The sequence below is a fragment of the Vibrio kanaloae genome (assembly GCF_024347535.1).
In the GTDB taxonomy this organism is placed as follows: Bacteria; Pseudomonadota; Gammaproteobacteria; order Enterobacterales; family Vibrionaceae; genus Vibrio; species Vibrio kanaloae.
Window position 1 is genome coordinate 1777102 of record NZ_AP025497.1, and the last position, 23936, is coordinate 1801037.

The following is a 23936-nucleotide window of genomic DNA, read 5'->3' on the forward strand; positions in this document are numbered from 1 at the left end:
ATACATTCGGTATATACGCTTTCTTACCCAGTAAATAGACAAATAAAAAAGGCCCCCAAAAGAGCCTTTCTATTCTGAACTGTTAAATTATTTTATTTTAAAATTCTTCTTCGAGCGTTGGTTCATCCTTAGCTTCTGTTTGCTTCTCCTTGATTTCAACTTCTTTCAAACGAGCAGTAAAGTGTCTTAATACTGTTGGCTCATAGGTAAAATCTAAGCCTTTTACTTGCCCACCATTCCCTTTCACTTTTTCAAACGCTTCAATGATGAAATCCATGTGGGTTTGTGTGTATGTCGCTCTAGGAATGGTAAGACGCAGTAACTCAGCTGGACATGGGTGTTGCTCTCCAGTAGCCGGATCACGTCCTTGCAATAATGAACCAATTTCAACCGCTCTTATGCCCGCCACCTTGTACAACTCGCACGCCAAAGCATGAGCTGGGAACTGACTAGCCGGAATATGAGGGAGCAGTTTACCCGCATCGACAAACGCCGCATGACCGCCCGCTTGCTGACACACCACACCTATCGCTTCCAAGCTATCAACCAGGTATTGGACCTGACCGATGCGATACTCCAACCAATCTTGACGCATTCCATCATACAGGCCAACAGCAAGACGCTCCATCGCGCCACCTTCTAAGCCCCCATAGGTTGGGAAACCTTCTTGAACCACACACAGTGTTCGACATTCTGTGTAAACATCCATGAAGGAATCATCTTTGAAGCATAACAAGCCACCCATTTGTACCATGGCATCTTTCTTGGCAGACATGGCTAAACCATCTGCATATTTGTATGATTCACGTGTGATCTGTTCAATTGTCCAATCTTGATAACCCGCTTCGCGCTGTTGAATAAAGTAAGCATTTTCAGCGTAGCGCGCAGAGTCCATGATCACGGGAATGTCGTACTTTTGAGCGATTTCATAAACGGCTTTTAGATTGGCGATAGACACTGGCTGTCCACCCGCAGAGTTGCAGGTAATTGTGCTTACAATGTATGGAACGTTTGCTGCGCCCGCATCTAAGATAGCTTCTTCCAACTTCACTACATCGAAATTGCCTTTGAAATCAGCATTAACCGAGGTATCAAATGCTTCCTTGGTATAAACGTTTTTCGCGACACAGCAATTTACCTGGGTGTGACCCTGGGTGGTGTCAAAGAAGTAGTTAGACAAAGCGACCATTTTACCGCGATCAAGCCCTTTCTCCATTTCACGCTTCTTGATAAGAACAGGAATGTAAATCTGTTCTGCGCCACGCCCTTGGTGTGTTGGAATAGTCAGCTCGTAGCCGAAAATATCTTTCACCGCATTCGACAATGCATAGTAACTGCGACTGCCGCTGTAAGCTTCATCACCCATCAACATTGCAGCTTGCATGCGTTGAGTAATAGACCCAGTACCGCTATCGGTCAGCAAATCGATGAACACATCATCACTGTCGAGCAAAAATGGGTTCATACCCGCTTCGACAATGGCTTGTTCACGATAGGCGCGAGTTGTTCTTTTTACTGGCTCTACAACGCGAATACGAAACGGTTCTGGTAGATGTTTGAAGTTTTCCATAATAGTCCCTTTCAACAAATTCAGCCTTAAAGCGAAAAATCTGAATTCATTATTTTAGATGTCACGAGTCATCACCATTAATTTAGTTTTACGCACGATCACTCTCGTGGTAATTACGATAAAAATTAATAGCTAAAAATAGATTATTTAATCAATGATGTATTGATTAGGTCCCAATTAATAATAACTAAAAGATAAAGAACCACATGCACAAAACACAAAGAGCGAACGCATGAGTTACGACATTTCTTTAAGACAAAATTAACAGGATTGGGCAAAGCTCAAGGCTCTGCTGGCGCGTGACGCCTAGAGAATACTACTCTGAAGAAAGGTGGAACGAGAGCTGATGATCTAAGGTATACCAAGCTAACAAGGTTAGCCATGTTGTTGATTGCCATTTCAGGTACATGTTCACAATATATCCCTACGTTGAAATCAAGATGAACCGAACGTTAAATATAGTATGATTCTTTTATAAAGACAGATTAAAAAAGTATAAATGTGATCAACCTTTAGAATAGTAATAAAATACGATAACGCATTATATAAACTGTGAATGCCATCGGCTCATATACTATTAAACTAGTTCAGAGAGCTAAATAATAATATATACTCCCCTATACATTCAATAACCTATAGTAAACTCCGGATGCTACTGAACTCTAACAAGAATGCGAATTAATAAAGCGCAAGCACCTCGCTAGAACGTCATTGTAAATTCAGTCCTTGGTTACTTTTTCTTAACCGCTTGCTTGATTGCCATTTCAGCCAATTTTGGTGTCGCTGCTTTCAATGCGCTTGGTGCCACCTTCTTACCGGCATTTACCGCTTGATTCAGTTGACCTTTGACCGATCTCCCTCTTTTGATTGCTTCTAAACGCTGGCGATTTCTCTGAACATTGTTCGCATCGGCTATGCCTTCGATTAGCGTTCGCTTCAGAGCCTCTAATCCAAACTCCACCTTTTCTGGCGCGATAGCGAGTGGCAATACGATATCGGTTTGCAACAACATATGGTTATATTCGAGTGCTTGAGCGATGGTTTTAGCTTTTGTCGATGTAGGATTGCCCAAATCATAAGGAGGCTGCCAGTCATTAACCGGTTTTAATCTATCCACTTGATTCACCACCGATATTACAATAGGTTTCTTACGAGAAATGTTTTTAGGGTCGTCATAGAAAGCATCAAATTTATCTTTCAATTGCTTATCCAATTCACGTGCAGACTGATTGGCTTTAAGCACCCATAGCACAACATCTGCTTGAGTCATCTCCTTAAGCATCAGGACTTCGGTTTTGGCGTTACCATCCAACCCCTGAAGGTCAACAACTCTAACATCATTGTCGTCCACAAACGCGTTGTAGACTGTTGAAGCATCTGTTGATGGTAGAACATCAACTTCGGCGACCAACTCTTGTTTAAGTGCATTAATCAGTGAGGATTTCCCCGAGCTTGTTTGACCCACCAGCACAATTCTTACGGGTTCTAATTCTGGAGCAAAACGCTGTTCGTCCAGTTCAGAAACCTCCGATGTTCTTAATGCTTCATCTTCAATGCTGAAGCGTCCGCTATAAAGATCAATTGCCACGGCTGCAACCTCATCTAACAAGGCTTGTTTTGCAGCATACTGCATATCATCGACCACACCTTTGGTCATTGACGATGTCGCTTGCTCTCGGCCTAAATCCGAAACGACTTTCAAAGGGTTCAGGTACAAATTTTTAAGGTGATTTCCCCAGATAGCCGCTTTGACGATCTTCAGCCCTAGCTCGCCATATCGATCATAGGCTTCGTATCCCGCTTTAATATAGGAGACCTTCAGGTACTCAATACCCGGTATATGCTCCCGCACCACCAATTTGTATCTCCGACTGACTTCTTCAAAAAGCTTTAGCCCTTCGGGAATTGAAAAATCGAGTGGTTTTTTATCAAACTTTTCAGCGACGAATTCAAGTATCTCTAAACCAGTTTGATCGAGATTACCCCACTCTACATCGACCATTAATTGTTGGCGTACATAGTGTTTTGATTCATTCCAGATCGACAACTCCTTTTGAGACCAATCAAGAGAAGCCTTAACCAACGCATCGTTAATATCAATATTGTCATGCTTTATCTCTGATTCAGAATCCCCCATGCCATTTTGCTCAGTATTTGAGGGAGACTTGTGAATGACAGACTGTCTATACAAAGCTTGACGTGAAGAACGACTAGAAACATATAAAGGAATAGTAAAAAACAAAGTGCTCACAACAATGACAATCGACATTTCCAGTAAGTAACCGTATTTAATCGCCAAGAAAATACCAAAGCCCATCATAATAATACTTGGGAGTACGGCCGAAATCAGAGCAATACCCCAGCGTCCACTCGATAAAACGGCCAGTAATCGAAATAGGTTTCTAATTTTCTTCATAACCCGATGCTGCCTTACCTTTCTTCAGGGATTCTTTGTAGATCTTTTGCATCTCTTGTTCAGAGACTTCTTCGCCTTTGTTTTTATGATAGAAGTAAAAACAAGCCGCTCGACCTAAACCATAACTGGTGCCAAAACTCATAGCTGCAGCAGCAACGGCTCCAACCGTCTGACCATAAACCGGAATCAGCTTTATCAATTGTCGAGAGCCCAGCTTCATTCCATATTGCAAAGCAAAGCTACTTCCCAACGTACCTATCAACTCACTGAATACTCTCTTGTTCCATTCAACTCCATACTGGTTCGCCAAACTATGAAGCATTTTTGCTTGAATCGCAGGCACGGACACTAAGCCAACACCCGGAATCAAATCACTGGTCGCAGCACTTCCCGCGTACCAAAGTACCTCATTTTCTACGTGGTCGAAGTTGGCCTCTTCTTGCGTGGAATGCTCTTTGTCGACCACCATCATTCCGACAACAGGCAGGATATTCGCCAACTGTTCAATCAAGGCATCATAATTGTAGATTAAGCCAATGTTGTTGCTCGAGTCATCAGTTTCGAAATCGACCGATATCGATTCAAAGCCCTTCCCCCAAACCCTTTCCACTTGATTGGAATTAAATTGAACTTGTCTTGCGCGGTCTGTTTCACTGGAACAAAGTACTGCTGTATGAACAAGCAACAAGTGCTTAATTTTCTTTTGCTTCTTAATCTGTTTCAAAGCAGCAAACACAGCAGACTGTTCTGGCTCATCGGCTTTCATCACAACCACCAGCGCGTTACCAGCCAGACCTATCTCTTCCAGATCGTCTTTCGGATCGTAATCTGCCTCACCCAGACCTCTGGTATCAAGAAACCGCATCACAGGTTTGTCCTGAGGAAACTCATAAGACATCGCCGTCATGGTACATGGCGCAAAACCATTGCCCACTTCAACCGAAGAATCACCCGTGACTGCTTGAATAAACGATGATTTACCAGCGCCCGTTTTTCCCAACAGCCATAATGTCGGCAGATGCTTACGCTGATATTCATGGGCCGGAGTCAAATCGGGATTTTTGCTCGGATTAATGAAGTCTTTTATTTGATCAAACATAGTTAGGCTAACTCTCACTTGTTTTGAGATTCGGGTTGGTGACAAAGCGCTAGGACTTATATAATCACTCTATCGCATTACACTTAAGTTGATACATTCATGCTAATTTACAATGTTTAGGCGCTAATCAGATATAAGAACCCATTCTATACAGGCGATCGTTTTTGGATGCACGGTTCTATCACGCATTAAAGCATACTCCAAGCTATTGATATAATTGAAGCTTAGTAGCCTAGACCATCAATTAGCCATGATCAGTGGTCAACTAACAGTTATAAATAGTCGCTAGCGACCACGAACAAACACTAAGAGCTCAAAGAGAAGTATGGAACAGATTTATTTAGCTGGCGGTTGCTTATGGGGCGTACAGGAGTTTATCAAGTATGTACCCGGCGTGATCAGCACAGAAGCCGGTCGTGCAAATGGCAGCTCCCAGCCAACAGAGAACAAAACATCAAAAAGCGATAACGCCCAAAACGCTTATGATGGCTACGCAGAGTGTGTGCAAATTGAATTTGACCCACTCATCACATCAGTCACGGTTCTGATGGAGCATCTGTTCGAGATCATAGACCCTTACAGCGTCAATAAACAAGGTGTCGATGTGGGCGAAAAGTATCGCTCCGGTGTTTACAGCACCGACGCTCAACACTTAGCGGAAGCCAAGCGCTACATTGCATCACGTGAAGATGCAGATCGAGTCGCTCTAGAGGTTTTGCCGTTGACCAAATACGTCGCCAGTGACGATATCCATCAGCATCACTTAAGCCACTTTCCTGAAGATCATCACTTATGTCATATCCCTTGGGATCTGCTGCATAAATACAAATCCTAGCTTTGAGATTAAGTTTAGTTTAGATCGCTACTTTATCTTTTGTCTTCTAGCTTAAAAAGTACCCATCAAAAAAACCTCAACAATTATATATTGTTGAGGTTTTCGTTTTTTCCAGCTAATTCATCGAATCATGATCCACACTACTAACACTTATACTAGCTAGTGCGGTTACATAAAAACAAGATATCCAAACAAGCTAGGTAACATCGTTATAATGAAACCACTAAGTTCATATTTACTCAGTAAGCACCTCACCCGTTTTGATAAGCTACCCATGAGTAATAACGTTCTGCTGCACTAGCGCATCCAAAATATCCGAAGGCATGGTACCACCTAAGGTTAGCTGAGGAGCAAGATCTTCAACCACAATCACTTGTTCCGTGGTGCCTAAATTATCAGACTTGATCGTAAGTTCAATATCATCCCCTTCGACTTTCGCGTCGATCTGTTGCAATAGCGCCGTCATGTCTGGAGATGTGTTCTTCAATTCTGGTAGTACTTCACGCAAGTCAATCTGGTCTCCTTCAGATAGGCTGAAATCGGTGATGGTATCTTCAACGCCATCTTCGATATTAAGCCATACGAACGAATCCATTCCATTGCCACCCGTAAGGATATCGGAACCACCTCCGCCAATAAGTGTGTCGTTACCGTCACCACCAATAAGAGTGTCATCACCCGATCCACCTTCCAGTCGGTCATTTCCAGAGCCCGCAATTAGGTCAGTCGTATTTGTGCCAGCTAACAACTGAACATCATCGGTTTCAGAAGCTAGGTTAATATCGGCCGCGTCAGACACAATGTTCAGGTTAAGGTCTATTGAAGCCGATGTCGCCGTATCGTTGTTGTCAGTCTCTTCAGAAACCGCTTCAACTTTAAGCGTGTAGTTACCTGGAGTTTGAGTAAGCCCGACCGCTTGCAAGCTTTCAATTGCATCCGCCGTTGCAATCCAAACACCGCCGCCAAGATCCGTTACAGAACCAGCAGCACTGGTAATTTGAGCGCCAGCAGGTACATCACTGATATGCAACGTGAGCTCTTCTGTAATGTCCGTTAAGGCCGCGATAATCCCAACCAAAGGAATACCACTCGCACTGACAGACTGACTCGCAGTAATGTTTCTCACGTAGTTAGTCGCAGTATCGATAGACAAGGTTGGCGCGTTCGCAACTGGCGTAACCGCGATATTGTAAACCACAGGTGCCGCCTCTATCGCGATACCTGAAGGGTTACCACTGTCTTTAGCGACCACTTCTAAACCAATGCTATTGGTTGGAGACAGGCTCGCATCAAGGTAAACCCCACTAGGGCTAGTTGGTGTATCAATCAGCGCATTCAGATCGCTCAGAGTACCAACTAAGATGACTGTACCGGTGTTATTACCGTTGACCACCACCGTCGTCATTGCTGGAAGTGATACATTCAATGTGCCGTAATCGACCGTCAGCGTGACTGTCATTAGGTCATTGGCATATGAATCAACATAATCAGGATCACTGACATTGATGCCACTCAATAACTGACCTGCATCCTCATCAATCATAGAGGTGACACTGTCACCATTAATAACAGGTGTATCGTTCACTCCATCGACAATCGCTGTAATCTCAGCCGTATCCGTTAGGAAGTCATTAATGCCGTTCGTTGTACCGTCATCTTCAACGGTATAAGTGAACTTAACGTTACCGTTGTATTCATCAGCAGCCGTATATATCCAGTAAGGGCCTGTAATCGTAGCGTCATCAGCACCACCTACGTTCTCAAAGCGCTGTAACTGGCCTTGACCTTCATCGAGCACCAGATTAGTCACGGTAATCGAATCGTTTTCCGGATCGCTCGTCGCGGCAATTAAGTCACCCTCTTTGATGATCAATTGACCTTCTTCAAGCATGGTACCCAAATCAATATCCGATGCCGTTGGTTGGTCGTTAACTTCAGTCACCACAAGGCTAATTTCAGCGTTATCAGTTAGGAAGTCATCCACACCGTTGGTGGTACCATCATCAATAATCGAATAACCAAATTTCACATCGCCATTAAAATCATTAGCTGCAGTGAATATCCAGAACGGTCCAGTAATCGCAGGATCATCTGCACCGCCAGTATTTTCAAAGCGTGTTAGCTGACCTTGGCCTTGAGTCAGGGTCACACCCGTGACGGTGAGGTTGTGGTTTTCAAGATCAGAGCTTGCTGCAATTAAGTCACCTTCAACGATAACAAGCTGGCCTTCCTCGGCAATCGAACCTAAATCAACGTCTGTCGCGGCAGGAGCATCGTTCACTTCCGTCACCTTAACGGTGAACGTAGTTTGATTAGTTTGAGCAGTACTCGGATCACCCGCGTCAATCAGACCGTTATTACCGCCGTCATCGAGCGTTGCATTGATCGTGACTAAACCACTCTGGTTGAGGTAGTTCTGGTCTGGATCTGGCTTGAACGTCACTGCTCCATTGGTCAATGCAGTATTGATGTCCGCTTCTTTACCCGTAATCACCAATGAGCCGTCAGGTTGCAATACAAACGTCACGTCAGGAGAGCTGGTAAACTCAAACACACCCTGTGCTCCCGGCAGTGTTTGATCGACTTGCAACGTAAGAACATACGGAGCATCTGGATTATCAAAGTTAGCATCAACGTCGTAGATACTAAAATTGTCGATGGCAACACTAATGTCTTCAGATGTTTCAATATTCGTTACGTTTACAAAGATAGGTTGATCGTTAATAGGATCGATCACCAAATCAACATCGAAGCTGGTTGGCGTACCCAAATATTCGGTACTATCGGCGTCAGCATCCACAGAGCGAACGGTAATCTGCAGCGGGCCATTGATGCCTAATACATTACCCGTATCGCTATTGTGTTCACCTGAATTGAATACGATCTTATCAAGTGACTGCGCAGCAACATCCAGTGTCCAAATCCGTGTTACTGGATCATAGCTGCCCAACGTGGTGCCGTCTGGATAGTATATGGAGGCTCCTTGAGGCACCCCTGCCACTTCGACTCTAAGTGTCTCTGGCGCATTCTCGGTATAAGTGCCGCTGCCCGTTGCGGATAGCTCTTTATCCAAAATCGTCGCATTGATCTCAATATCAATGTTTTGTCCTTCATTGCCTACAACGGAATCTGTTGGATTGGTATCTACATCATCACCAACAGGCACCACATGCAGTTTGAAACTCGGCAAGTTCGCCGCCGCAGTCGGTACACCAAGCAAAGATTCTTGAGTAAAGACTTCCACACCAAACTCAGCAGTACCACTGAAGTTTTTAGGTGGTAATATCGATAACTCACTAAGGTCGAACGAAAGCCCCAAAGCTTGAGGAAGCTTAACACTCCATTCCCCGTTGCCGTTATTCTTGACTGTATATCCAGACCCTGCATCTGCGTTCATCAAAAACCCATCTGGCACACCCGTAAACTTAATCGAAACGAACTGCTCAGAGCCATCGAGGTCGGTCAAAGCTATCGATACAGGTCCGGTCCCTGCTAACGAAATTAACTGATCTTCATTACCTGTTATTTCAATGATATCTGGGTTACTACCTGGCCCCGTGACCTGCACATCATCGACAACGGGGACAACATCAAAGCTCACGCTGGTATTAAATGAATCTGTGTCTACTGCCGTACCTACAGGTGAGGCAGGATCATTATAAGTTGCGGTATCGGTCACTGTACCGCTGACATTCACTTGCACCTGATTTACGTCATTCCCTGTAGGGTAGTTTGTTACTGCCCTAAAGAGCACATTATCTAATGCACCTGCCGCGATTTCAGCCTGATTAAACGTGACAGATGTACCTAATGATGTACCTGTATTGTCATAAAACGCACCTATAGAAGGGTCGTCCAGCGTTAAGGTAACGGACGTAAACTCTTCTTGACCGCCTTCAACGCCTGAAACCTGATCTGAAATGGTTGAATTGAAGTCAAGCTGGATATAGGTATCTTCATAACCGACCGTGTCTTGTCCACTCTGCCCATCGGTATCGACAGGGTTAAACGAATCGTCAAGCGAACCAACGACAGTAACGTCAATATCTGGGTTACCTTCAACATCAGGAGCAACTTTTATAACCACATCGGTCACCGAAGTTTTCTCATCCCCTGAGAGCATATCTTTAGTCACAATGGTGATTGGTAATCTAAAGTCGCCAGAGTAGTCAGCTGGCAAGTTAAGAAGCAAACCAGAGAAGTCGGTCGAGACCCCTTGATCGACGGTAGTCTGGAATACATATTTCCCGTTAACAAAGTCGAGGTCGCTGCTTCCCGATAAACTAATTGGGAAGGTGACTTCGTTCGCCGCTCCTGGATTAATGGTCACACTGTCATCAATAATGATGGTCACTTGATCAGTTGAATCATCTTCGCCCGAGAACGTAATTAAACCATTCAATGCCGTACCTAGATCTAACTGGGTGTCCTCAATCGCATCAACAACACTGTCTGGTGTTATATCAATATCGGCTGCAACCTTAGTACTCCCAGCCACCACTTGAGGGAATGACAGAGTGACTTCTCCGTCCCTACGAGCGGCCGTAGATGACTCAACCTCAGCACCATCACCTCGGTCTATCACAGTGCTAAAGATGTCCATCTTGATGTCATTGAACCCTCCAGCCCCGCTGTTTCCTGAAGGAAGAACAAGGCCGTTCGGTGCACTTATGCTAAATATGTCTTCATTCGTTACAACCCAGCGCCCATTGCCTTCATAAGCAGCGCCAATAACGAGCAGTTGATTGAGTACAGCATCTGATAGAGCCGAGTCGTCCACGTTTGTTAATTGAATAACTAACTGATCCACTTCTTCGATAGCGGACGAAGCATCTGTTTCTTGATATCGAATGACGAACTCATCCGTAACCGATGTATTATCGCTATTGGTAGTGAACTTAAGCACGCCAGTGTTTGCATCAGCAACTACGGTTGTTAGTGCTCCAGTTCCCAGCACATCATCGACGATAAGCTTGTTGCTCGCGTCTTGCGGTTCAACGACTGGCGTTACCACAACCTTAATCGTACCTGTAATCGTCGCGGTAGCGATCCCCTGACCAGGATCAGTCGCATCAACATACTCATGATCTCGCTCTTCAATCATGACAACCGTATTAAGCGTAAAGTCGGTGCTCGAATCTTGTTCGGGTGTGATCTGAATAAAATTACTGTTCAGTGCAATTTGAGTAAACTCTTCTGCCGTCTGCCCACTCTTCGGCGTAATGGTTAAAGTGCCTGCTGAAGCATCGTAAACCCAAGTTACATCGCCATTAACCACAACACTTTCAACATCTGTCGGAATGGCACTGATCACAATAGAAGTGAAATGCTCATCATCATCAATATAATCAGTACCCTCTGGGTGCCAATCAATACTGATCGCCGTATCTTCATCGCCATTAGTGACTGTGCTGTACGTCGCCGAGGTATCGATTCTAGGTTCGACTAGCACTCGCACTTCTTGATCAAACGTAAGCGTATGACCGTCATTCTCAGTCACGATCACTTTACCCTGAATGTGAATGTTCTCGGTTGAAGAATCGACGGGTCTGATGCGGATTCCTGAGGTTTTACCCGCGTCAGTGATGTTCGCTTCGTAGATAGGTTTAGACAGATCAGGGCTACCACCCGGACCAGTTTCGTAACCGACAAAGTTAAGGTCAATAATGGTACCGTCACCGTCTTCCAGAATAACGCCATCAGGAATACCCGAGAGGATAACGGTTATGGATTCTGAACCGTCGTCAGGTAATGGGGTTTGATCTACAGCTGCAGGATCAGGTCTTCTCTCTCCCGACAACACGGTGAAATCAAGCTCGGCGTAGCTATCTCCATTCTGGCTCTCTTGGATCGTGGTTTGCACACCACTTGCAGGGTCAGGATCGGTATCAGGTATTGCAGTCCATGCCGTACCGCTAGTACCGCCGTAAGGAATATCTGCGACACCTTTAACTTCAACGTTAACCGTTTTAGTCCCTAGGATTTCTTCATCAACTTGTGCGCCAGTAGAGAGGTTCGCGGTGTCTTTAACCACACCGGTTACATCAAAAGTAAAATCGACATTGCTGTGTTTAGTCGGAACGATCTCTACATTGGCTAAGTCGGAATACACCACTTCCTGATAATCAATACCGTTAATGGTGATTGTAGGAACTGGGGTCGTAGTTCCAAGGAAATAAAGCACCGCACCTTCGGTTATATTACTGATGCGAACAAACAGCTCTTCGGAGCCATCAGTGTCCACCGAGCCATTCATGGTGATCACTTCATCCAACGTGAAGGCATCTTTGTTCGCCAGAGGACCTAGGTAATCTGGGTCATCAATATTGTCTTCGTTAATACGAATCCTGTTAACACTGAACGACCCAGGGTCCGCATCGGCAGTTACATCAATGATAATGTTTTGCTCAACAGAGCGAGCGGTCGTTTTGTCTAACCCGCCGTTCGCTGAATCATCGTATGGGTTAAGCGTCTCTTCAGTAATTGCCGTCGCTTTGAACTCAATTTGTCCAGAGAAGTTATCGATTGGGTTGACGACAGTGCTATTGATATCGCCAGCTGCAATAATATAAACACCATTAACGGGCGTTAACAGATTGCCATTTTGATCCAACAGCTCAAACTTCCCATCACCCTGAATCGCTTCAAGTTCATAGGTAATGGTTTCAGTACGGCTGTTATCTTGAGACTCTGCGTTCAGCTGCAGCGTCACATTGTCCTCATCTTCATTCACTTGATATTGATAAGTGCTATTCGCATCATCCCAAGTCGCAATGTCGGCAACCGCTTCAATTTCAATTCTAAAGTTTGAGTTTACGGTGTGGTCTAGCGAACCATTATTATCAATCTCGAGTTCGTAGTTAATTCGTACACCATTGTTATTCGAACCGTAATTTTGGTCTGGGACAAAGAACAAGTTGTCGATTGTCGCGATGGTGTCTAATGGTTGATTAGTACTTGGAGCAAAGCTCTGCTGCATTTGAGGTGGACCAAACAAGATATCACCGTTTGGTTCTGCCACTAGTTTGTGATATTCCACGCCATCAAAGTAATAGAACGTCCCTCTGTGATTGCCACTCTGGATCGTCAGTTGGCCAATGGACTCGTTGTTATCTTGGTCCTTCAGGTTAACCTGTAACGCAACTTGTGCAGGAGCATCAGGTAACCCACTTTGATTATCTTGGGTATTCTCTAGGCTTGGGGCATCTCCCGTTGCGTAAGGGATTGTAGAGTCTCTACCCGCATCCTCAAACGTAGTCACTTTCAGCGAGATTGCTGAAGACTCTTCATCCGTAATCGTGATGTTCAATGGCGTAGATGACGTATCTAAATCACTGTCTGTCGCAATCACATTGATCGAGAAGTCGATAGTGTCTCCATCATGATCGAGATAATTGGTCGCTCTAAACTCCACTTCACCATTGGAATTTATGCGCAGTCTACCAAGCTCACGAGTATCGATACCGCCACTACCATCGTCGGTTTGTTCGTACACTCGTACTTGTTGGCTACCGCTATTTAAATCGAAACTGCTGCTGTACGGCCCGTTGTTTCCTGTACGGAAAACAATATCTGCACCATTACTGGTAATGCCCTCAATTCGACTCAGTACCGCGCCATCCGCGCCGACATCCGTCGCATTAGCAAACATGTCAACTTTGGAATTACCATAGCCCTGGCCTTCAATTCGTGTGATCGATTGAGTTGTCACCAATGGAACATCATCAGTCACCGTGATTTTCAAATCGATCGCGTTTGATTGGTCTTGATCAAAATCTTCTGCAACAACAGAAAAATTAAGGTCAACCGCATTTTCATCCGCACCATCAGGGTGCTTAAGGGGTTTAAACAATTCAAACTGATAGCTGTTATCAGAGGTATCGAAAATAATCTCAAACACAGCTTCATTACTCGTTGCAGTTTGAGCAACGTAAGTAAATGTTGTGCCGCTTTGTGAAACAGCTAGCCACTCTAAGCTTTCTCCATCGGAGGTTAAGCCAGTCAGAACCAAATCTTCATCAACCAGTTCATACTTCACAACACCATCCGCGCCTTCATCGACAGTGAACAGGCCATTGATAATGGTGTCTTCAGATTGATCTGAACCAATACCAGTAAGATCGTCTTCATCGACAACCGTTTCACCCGTTGGCGCACTCATTACTGGCGCATCGTCTAGCACCTCGATTGGCAATACGTATTGGTTAGAATCATCACCATCGCCATCAACTGCAACGACATCGAACGGTATTGTAAGTGTATCGAGGTTGCTCGGTGTCGTGGCGTGATTGAGAGGACCAAGCAAGGTAAACGTGTAAGCACCATCATCAGTCAGCACTAATGTGAAAATTGGCGTTCCGCCTGGGTCAGTTGCACCTTGGTAGGTGGTCGTGTTAGCAGCACCTGTGATCTCAGTGATCTTAATACCTTCATTGCCAGACGATAGCGTCGCTTCTAGAGTTGAGATATTGCGTAGTTCGTAAACCTCAACTTGGTCGGCACCTTCGGTGGTAACAAACGAACCCGTCGCTTGTGCCAGAGTACCCAAATCATCTTCATCAACCACAAACGTACTTGCGACAGATGTGTCAGTAATGGTTGGCACATCATCAGTAATGGTCACTGTTAGCGGTTTCACAGCTGAGTCAGTGTTGTCTTTGTCGACAGCGATCACTGGCAAGGTAAATATTTGATCGTTATTACCCTGTACTGGCAGGTGATCTAACTCTTCCAGTAAGGTGAATGTGTACTCTCCTAGAACCAGACTGCTAAAGGTGATGGTGAAAATATCCGTTTGGACACCCCCACTTTCTACGAAACCAATATAGTTCCCACTGTTGGCAGGATCTTCTTTTAGCTGAACCACCAAACCATCTGCCTTCAGATCGCCAGACGTGTTGAATTGAGTGGTATCAATACGGAAGTGGCTCACATCGTCACTTCCAGCTGTGAAAGTAATGGTTTCAGTTTGGCTAACAGGTAAACCCGGTGAAGAACCATCAATCAGATTTGCTTCTTCCAACGCGACAGTCGGTACGGTGTCGATAGTTGGTGGCGCGCCATCGGCAATAGTTAACGTCACGGTAGACGTCACGATATCGCCATCTTTATCTTCAGATGTCACCGTAATGGTCTTGACGATATCGCCACCAGAGTGGTCTAGATTGCGATTAGGTTCAAAACGCACATCACCTTCAAGCGTGATAAACAAAGAACCTTCTGCAAATACAAACTTTTGCTCTCCTGTATTACTTTGTACCAGAGACGACTCAGGTTGGCTGCCATAGGTAAACTTAGTGATTGTGGCACCATCCGCACTTTGTGCTGGCATCACATCAAACGTTGTTGTGGTCGGCGTCCCAGTGCTTGGTTCAGTGATGCTAAGGGCACCAGACTGCATTAACTGGACATCATCGGTGATGATTACTGAAAGCGGTTTAGACGCTGAAATATCGCCATCAGTATCTTGCGCATAAACGGAAAGATCAAAACTCAGATCGTTGTTTCCTAAGCCATCAACGTGATCCAAACGCTCCAGCAGCGTAAAGGTATACTGGCTAGGATTAGTATCATCAAAATCTAGGGTGAATATGATTTTCTCACCACCCGAACCATCCGTCGTAAACGCAATGTAGTCGCCAGAACCCGCAGGCTCCTCACGTAAACTCAATTCAAGGCCATCAGACTTCAATACGCCGTTGGTATTGAACAGCCCAACTTCGACGACTATTTTTCCAATGTCATCACTGCTTGCTAGCGAGGTGATAGTCTGAGTCACACTGACAGGCGTTCCGCTAGGTGTCGAACCATCCGCAAGTAAGCTTTCCGACAAGCTGACACTTGGCACAACGTTGATTATTGGTCCATCGCCATCAACAATCGTAAGCGTGACTGTTGATGAAAAGGTATCTTTATCAAAGTCAGAAGACGTAAACACAATCGACTTAACAATGTCGCCCGCAGAATGGTCTAGATTTCGGTTTGGTTCGAACCTTACATCACCGCTTAGCGTGACAAACAGTGAGCCTTCAGTGAAGGTAAACTCTTGCTCGCCATTGTTAGTTTGATCCAAGGTGATCGCTGAACCGCCACCAAAAGTAAACTGAGTAATGGTCGCCCCATCAGCACTTGGTGTAGGCATTACATCAACAGTAGCAGTGGTTGGTGTGCCAGAATTCGGTTCTGTGATGCTTAAAGTGCCATCTTGCATCTGTTGAATGTCATCTTGTATCGTTACCATGACATCGCGTTTAACCGAATCATCACCATCGGTATCAACGGCGTAAACAGGCAGGTTGAAGTTGAGGCTGTTATTAAGATCACCATCAAGGTGATCTAACGCCTCAATCAAAGTGAAGGTGAACAGCCCTTTATTAACGCTATCAAAGCTAATCGTGAAGACATCGGTTACATTACCTGCCCCATCATCGGTATAGCCAATGTAATCACCTGGAGAAGACGGATCTTCTTTTAACTGAACAACAAGACCATTTGATTTGAGTAAGTCGCCAGGATTGAACTCGTTGGTTGCAATTCTAAAGTGGCTTAAATCATCACTACCCACGGTATAAGTGATCGTTTGTGTCGAGCTAACCGCTGAACCACTCGGCATAGAGCCATCAGCAAGACCAACTTCCGATAGGTTAATATCTGGCACTACATCGATAACCGGATCAATTCCGTCTTTGATCGTCAAAGTGACATCCGCGGTATCGGTATCGTTATCAAAATCACTGGTCGTCACGACTATCGTTCTCACGATATCGCCAGATGAATGGTCTAGATTTCTGCTTGGTTCAAAGCGCACCTCACCTTCAATCGTGATGTACAGTAAGCCATCGGTTACGGTAAAAACTTGTTCTGTAGACACAGTTGGGTCTAACGTAACAGCCGTGCCACCATCGTAGATAAACTGAGTCACTTTCGCGCCATCAGCACTCTGTGTCGGCATAACGTCGATTGTTGGCGTGGTTGGCGAACCTGCTGCTATATCAGCAAGTGAAGGCTCAGTGATACTTAGCACCCCATCTTGAACGCCTTGCACATCATCGGTGATCACCACGGTCATTGGCGACATTGCAGAATCATCACCATCGGTATCAACCGCTAAAACAGGGATATCAAAACTTAGAGTATTGTTTTGTAATCCATCTGCATGGTCTAACGCTTCAAGCAGTGTGAACGTGTATTGCCCTAGATTGGTTGTCGAGAAACTGATCGTGAAGACGTTGGTTTCTACGTTAGAACCGTCCTTGACGAAGCCAATGTAATTACCAGAATTCGCTGGCTGCTCTTTTATCTCAACCTCTAAGCCATTGGACTTTAAAGCTCCAGACGTATTGAACTGTGCTGGGTCAATTCTGAAGTGACTCACATCGTCACTACCCTCTGTGTAGGTAATAACTTGAGTCATCGTCACTGGATTACCGGTCGGCGAAGAACCGTCAGCGAGATCCACTTCTGAGAGCGTAATTCCAGGGACTAAATCGATCGTTGGAAGATCACCATCGGTAATCTTCAATGTCACGGTAGATGAGACGATATCACCATCAAGGTCAGTAGATGTAACAACAATCGTCTTGGTAATATCACCACTCGTGTGATCTTGATTTCGCACAGGCTCGAATCGTATCTCACCTTCTGTGGTAATAAATACAGAACCTTCAGTGAACACAAACTCTTGCTCGCCATTCACATTGAGATCAAGGCTTTCTGCACTGTTTCCATCAAACACAAATGAAGTGATTTTTGCTCCATCTGCGCTCTGATTTGGCATCACGTCCAGAGTATTCGATGTTTCGACGGCTCCCGCAGGCTCGCGACTGGTTATTGTTCCGCCTTGCATCAACTGCACATCATCACCAATAGTCACGCCAAGCTGAGAAACTAACGAATCGTCGCCGTCACTATCCACCGCATACACAGGCAGATCAAAACTCAGGTCGTTGTTGCCACGTGCATCTTGATGATCCAAGGCTTCGATTAAGGTAAAGGTGTATTCACCTAAGGTTGTCCCAGAAAAACTCAACGTAAATACTGTGGTTACCGCATTCGACGAGCTGGTTGTAAATCCGATGTAGTTGCCCGACCCTTGCGGATCTTCACGTAATTCAACAGCTAAACCATTCGATGTAAGTGCATCGTTGGTATTGAACTCTGTTGGTTCAAGGCGGAAGCGAACCACATCATCACTTTGATTGGTGAAGGTGATCGTCTCGGTTTGACTTACCGCACTGCCACTTGGGGCAGAGCCATCCGTCAGGTTTGTTTCAGATAAGCTAACCGTTGGAATAACATCAATAGTTGGAATAGCACCATCGGTGATCGTTAACGTAACGGTTGAAGTGACTGAGTCTTTGTCGAAATCGCTTGAGGTCACCACTATCGACTTAACTATGTCGCCGGCCGTATGGTCAAGATCTCGATTAGGCTCAAAGCGAACTTCACCTTCGAGGGTAATGTACAATTTACCTTCCGCGAAAATAAACTGCTGTTCGTCTGAAATATTTTGATCGAGGGTCTTTACGACGCCATCATAAGTGAACTGAGTGATGGTCGCGCCGTCAGCACTTTGGTCTGGCATGACATCAAAAGTGGCCGTGGTCGGTGTACCAGCCGCTAAATCAGCGACGGTCGGCTCGGTAATATTGATCGCACCATCTTGCATGATTTGAACATCATCACCAATGGTTACATTGAGTTGAGACACTAAAGAATCATCGCCATCGCTGTCTACCGCATAGACCGGAAGATCAAAGCTCAGATCATTGTTCGCTAGGCCATCTGCATGGTCTAACGCTTCCAATAAAGTAAAGGTGTATTCACCAAGAGTCGTGGTCGAGAAGCTAACCGTGAATACTGGAATTTCAGTGTTTGAACCATCAGTAATAAAGCCGATATAAGTACCCGGATTCGCTGAATCTTCTTTTATCTCGACCGCAAACCCATTCGATTTCAGTGCACCACCGACATTAAACTCAGTTGGTTCAATGCGGAAACTCGTCACATCATCACTTTGGTTAGTGAAAGTAATCGTCTCGGTTTGACTTACTGCGCTACCGCTCGGGTTAGAGCCATCGCTAAGGTTAGTTTCAGATAGAGTAACGCTTGGCACGGCATCGATGGTTGGGATATCACCATCGGTAATCGTCAGCGTAACCGTTGCTGTCACTGGATCGTTATCGAAGTCACTTGAAGTCACCACAATCGACTTCACGATGTCTTCGCTCGTTGTGTGGTCTAAATTACGATTTGGCTCAAAACGCACGTCACCTTGAAGAGTGATGAATAACTCTCCTTCCGTAAAGCTGAACTTTTGCTCGCCATTGTCAGCTTGATCAAGTGTTCGAAGTTGACCATCGTAGGTGAACTGAGTGATTGTCGCGCCGTCAGCACTTTGCGTTGGCATCACATCGATGGTATTGGTCGTTACAGTGCCACCAGCCAAATCAGCAACATTCGGTTCAACGATATCTAATGTGCCGTTTTGCATGATTTGAACATCATCACCGATAGTCACATTGAGTTGAGACACCAACGAATCATCACCATCTTTATCAACAGCGTAAACCGGCAGGTCAAAGCTTAGGTTATTATTTCCTAGCCCATCAACGTGATCTAACGCTTCCAACAGTGTGAAGGTGTATTGACCGATATTGGTATCCGAAAAACTAATCGTGAACACGTTCGTTTCAACATTAGGCGCCGTCGTCACAAAGCCGATGTAGCCACCCGGCGTACTTGGGTCGACTTTCAACTCAACCGTCAGTCCATTCGATTTTAGAAGGCCACCAATATTGAACTCAGTAGGTTCAATACGGAAACTCGTCACATCATCACTTTGATTGGTGAAGGTAATCGTCTCAGTTTGACTGACCGCACTGCCACTTGGAGCAGAGCCATCACTCAGGTTGCTTTCAGATAACGTAACACTTGGTACATTATCAATCGTTGGAATATCGCCATCGGTAATGGTCAGCGTAACCGTTGAAGAAACAAGATCGTTATCAGAATCGCTTGAAGTCACCACTATTGATTTAACAATGTCTCCACCAGTGTGGTCAAGATTGCGATTAGACTCGAAACGCACGTCGCCTTGTAGGGTGATATACAGCGAACCCTCAGCAACATCAAACTTCTGTTCACCCGTATCGCTTTGGTCAAGTGTTAGTACCGCTCCACCATCGTAGGTAAACTGAGTAATGGTCGTTCCATCAGCGCCTTCTTCATCAAGAACATTAACCGTTGTCGTGGTCGGCGTAGCTGCCGCTAAATCCGAGACCGTTGGCTCTTCAATATTGAGTGAGCTATTGACCATCACTTGAACGTCATCGGTGATCGTCACCGCCAACGGAGACATCAGAGAGTCGTCACCGTCGCTATCGACGGCATAAACTGGCAAGTTAAATGTTAGGTCGTTATTGCCTTGAATCGGCGTGTGGTCAATCGCTTCGAGAAGCGTAAAGGTGTATTCACCCAAATTGGTACTGCTGAAATCAAGAGTGAAAACGGTAGTTTCAGTATTCGAAATATCAGTCGTGAAACCGATATAATTACCCGACCCCGCAGGTTCTTCCCTAAGCTCGATAACCAGACCATCGGACGTAAGAGAATCGCCAACGTTAAATTCACTAGGCTCTAAACGGAATTTCTCAACATCGTCACTTTGGTTGGTGAAAGTGATCGTCTCGGTTTGACTAACCGCGCTACCACTCGGGTTCGAACCATCACTCAGATTCGTTTCAGATAAGCTAACCGTTGGAATAACATCAATGGTTGGGATATCGCCATCGGTGATCGTCAATGTAACCGTTGAAGTCACCGAATCTTTATCGAAGCCGCTTGAGGTCACCACAATCGACTTCACGATATCTTCGCTCGTGGTATGGTCGAGATCGCGGTTGGGCTCGAAACGCATTTCGCCTTCAAGGGTGATGAACAAGCTACCTTCCGCGAAGTTAAATTGCTGCTCGCCTGAAATGCTTTGATCGAGTGTGTTTACGACACCGTCATAAGTGAACTGAGTGATGGTCGCACCATCTGCACTTTGATCAGGCATTACATCAATGGTGTTGGTCGTTACAGTGCCAGCAGCCAAATCTGCGACGGTTGGCTCGATGATATCTAACGTGCCGTCTTGCATGATTTGAACGTCATCACCAATAGTTACATTAAGCTGCGATACCAATGAGTCATCGCCATCGCTGTCTACCGCATAAACAGGAAGTTCAAAGCTTAGATCGTTTTTATCTAGGCCATCCACATGGTCTAGCGCTTCAAGTAAGGTAAAAGTGTATTCACCTAATGTAGTAGCAGAGAAACTAATGGTGAACACTGGGATTTCAGAGCCAGAACCGTTGGTAATAAAACCGATGTAAGTGCCTGGGTTAGCAGAGTCTTCTTTTATCTCGACCGCAAACCCATTCGATTCCAGTGTCCCACCGACATTGAATTCAGTTGGTTCAATACGAAATTTAGCAACATCGTCACTACCAGCAGTAAAGGTAATCGTATCGGTTTGGCTCACCGCACTTCCGCTTGGAGAAGATCCATCAGCAAGATTTGTTTCTGAGAGAGTAACAGGCGGGATCAAATCAATGATTGGATCTTGGCCGTCAGTGATACTTAGCTCAAGCGTTGAAGTGTCAGTGTCGCCATCACCATCTTCAGCTAAAAATGAGAACTGTTTTACAATGGTTTCACTGTTTGTGTGGTCAATATCGCGCGCAACTTCAAAACTAAAATCGCCATTTAGTGAGATGGTTACGACACCCTCAGTAAAACTGAATGTTTGAGCAGCATCTGGCAGCAAGCTCTGATCTAGTGAGTAATCAACACCATCATAGTTAAAAGATTGAATTGTTGAGCCATCAGCGCCTTCAAAATTAAATAGGTTGTACGAAACAACCGTATCACCAGTCAACGTTGGTTCATCGACAGAGACAACATTATCCACTAATTCAACAACATCATCTTTTACATTAACGAGAATTTCTGCGGCTTCTGGTGTACTCGAACCGCCAGATAGTGCAGAACGATCCCCATCCGCATCTACCGCATAAATTGGCAGTGCAAAAGTTAATAACGCATCTTCAGCGCCTTGATGAGACAGTTCTTCATAGAGGTTAAATTCATAGTTACTCAATGATGGGCTATCAATTTTTACGTCAAAGACCGTAATTCTTGTGCCGTTTACCTCAACATAGCCTTCATAAGTACGTACGCCATTAGTTTCATCAACCAATTCGAGTAACACAACCTCACCGTTAGATATCAGTGTGCCACTAGTATTAAACTCTGCAGGTTCAAGTTCATGATGATCGATAATGTCACTATCAAAAGTCTTTGAGGTAACACTGCCACTGCCTGATACTGTCGCTGTTCCCTCCTGAGAACCGCCAACAATACCAGCTTCATCAACATCGATACTGTCGACATTGGTAATAACTGGTTTAGCACCATCTGAAATAGCGAGGTTGATGGTATTGGTTACCACATCTTGGTCAAAATCAGTAACCGTGATTGGCAAAGAGAAAGACAGCGAATCAGTACCAACTTGCTCTATCGGTCTCAATTGCTCAAATCGATAGGTACCGTCAGTATCTAAGCTAACGGTTAAAATAACGTCACTGCTACCTTGAATTGACAGCGTGATGGTACTGCCATCAGCAGACAACGATGCAACGGTCGCCTGATTATCGCTGAGCCACCCATCAAACTGGTCCAGTGCACTTGAATCAAATACGACTGATTGAAGATTATCACTGCCAATATTGGAGAATGTCCCTTCGATTGGAGCATTGCTTGTTTCTACGTTATTGATATTGACACTTTCAGCAGACGGATCGACCCCATCAACCACGGCAACTTGCGCATTGATTGGTGTTGCTAATGGGTTTCCGGCGGTGTCTTCACCTTGAATATCAAAAGTGATGTTAATTTGATCGCCTGTATAGGAAACCTGACCACCGCCAATAGAAGGTACATGGTCAATTGGCTGAGAAATCGTTGTGGTCAATGAAAGCTCAGCGTTGTTTCCAACACTAACAACATCGATGTCGATGCGTAATACTTCATCGGTGCCTTGAACACCTATGATAGAGTTCGTCGCCGCATCATAAGTAAACGTAACGGGTTGACCACTTGAGGTAATATCACTGTTTAGCTCTGTGAGTAGCGAAGCGAGAGACAGTGCTTCTGGAACAAAAGAATCAGGGGAGAGCGCTAAACTACCAGCAATAATCGTTTCGGTAGTTGTAATAGATTGGGGATAGGTATTACCAGAAATGGAGCCTTCAGTGAGCACTTCACTGATTGATTGACCGCCCGATGAACGGGTTATTGTTCTGAACTCTTCTCGGTCTTCATCAACCGTTTGTTCTGCTAGACCTGCTGTCTCAAAAAATGTCGACGGATGAGTTTCTGTGTAGTTATAGTCAATCGTCACAAAGCCAGCGTTTGCAGAACCTAATCCGCCACCCGCAGCCGTTGCTTCTAAGATTTGGGTCGGATCGGCGCCACCTAAAATCGCTTCTTGGATTGCAGCAAATTCATCATCATCAAAATCTCCTGCATCGGCTTGCTGTAAGTCAAAATTAACTTCTCCAGCGATCGGAGCATCAGCCCACGCTAAGTCTTGATCAACACAACCAACACAATTACTTGCCACTTCAGTGACACCGTTTGAGGTACCTAATAAAAGCTCTGCTTGGTTTGCAGTGATAACAATCTCGTTTTCACGAATAATATCGCCAACTGAAATTTTTCGTGCGCTTCCGTCAGACTTAACCGCAATGACTTCTCCACTCACTGCCTCTACAACTGCAGCTTGGCGCGAAACTTCAATACCCATATATCCCCCGAGGTCACAAAATGCTGTATTGCCCAACATCGTGAAAATGATAGTAATAACGGTTTCAGGCTTAAATTATATTCAGAATTTATTCTCTGCATTAACAATCAATTACGTAGAATGATGTATGTGATGCGTTAGTTCCGTTTCGCCTGTTTTCTTTAT

General features: G+C 45.0%; 5 protein-coding genes. 1 reads left to right on the forward strand and 4 read right to left on the reverse strand.

The genetic code is table 11. The features are described 5' to 3' along the window. Positions 1-97: 97 nt before the first annotated feature. The 3 genes from tnaA to OCV24_RS08215 form a co-directional block, all read right to left on the reverse strand. Positions 98-1570: a tryptophanase gene (tnaA, locus tag OCV24_RS08205; RefSeq protein WP_150877964.1), complete on the reverse strand. Its 1473-nt coding sequence runs from the start codon at positions 1568-1570 to the stop codon at positions 98-100. A 730-nt stretch (positions 1571-2300) separates the two neighbouring features. Then, positions 2301-3986 carry a GTPase family protein gene (locus OCV24_RS08210; RefSeq protein WP_017055207.1) on the reverse strand — a complete coding sequence of 562 codons (1686 nt, stop codon included), beginning with the start codon at positions 3984-3986 and terminating at the stop codon, positions 2301-2303. Further along, a complete protein-coding gene (locus OCV24_RS08215; RefSeq protein WP_046222862.1) occupies positions 3973-5085 on the reverse strand; it encodes a YcjF family protein in 1113 nt (370 codons plus the stop codon). The genes OCV24_RS08210 and OCV24_RS08215 overlap by 14 nt, the downstream gene beginning before the upstream one ends. A gap of 325 nt (positions 5086-5410) precedes the next feature. On the opposite strand from OCV24_RS08215, the gene OCV24_RS08220 reads away from it, so the two are divergent. Next, positions 5411-5920: a peptide-methionine (S)-S-oxide reductase gene (locus OCV24_RS08220; RefSeq protein ID WP_150877962.1), complete on the forward strand. Its 510-nt coding sequence runs from the start codon at positions 5411-5413 to the stop codon at positions 5918-5920. 268 nt (positions 5921-6188) lie between these two features. Here the strand turns inward: OCV24_RS08220 and OCV24_RS08225 are convergent, their stop codons facing one another. Beyond that, the gene (locus OCV24_RS08225) at positions 6189-23771 is read right to left on the reverse strand and encodes a retention module-containing protein (protein WP_150877960.1); all 17583 of its coding nucleotides are present in this window, start codon (positions 23769-23771) and stop codon (positions 6189-6191) included. Positions 23772-23936: the final 165 nt, after the last annotated feature.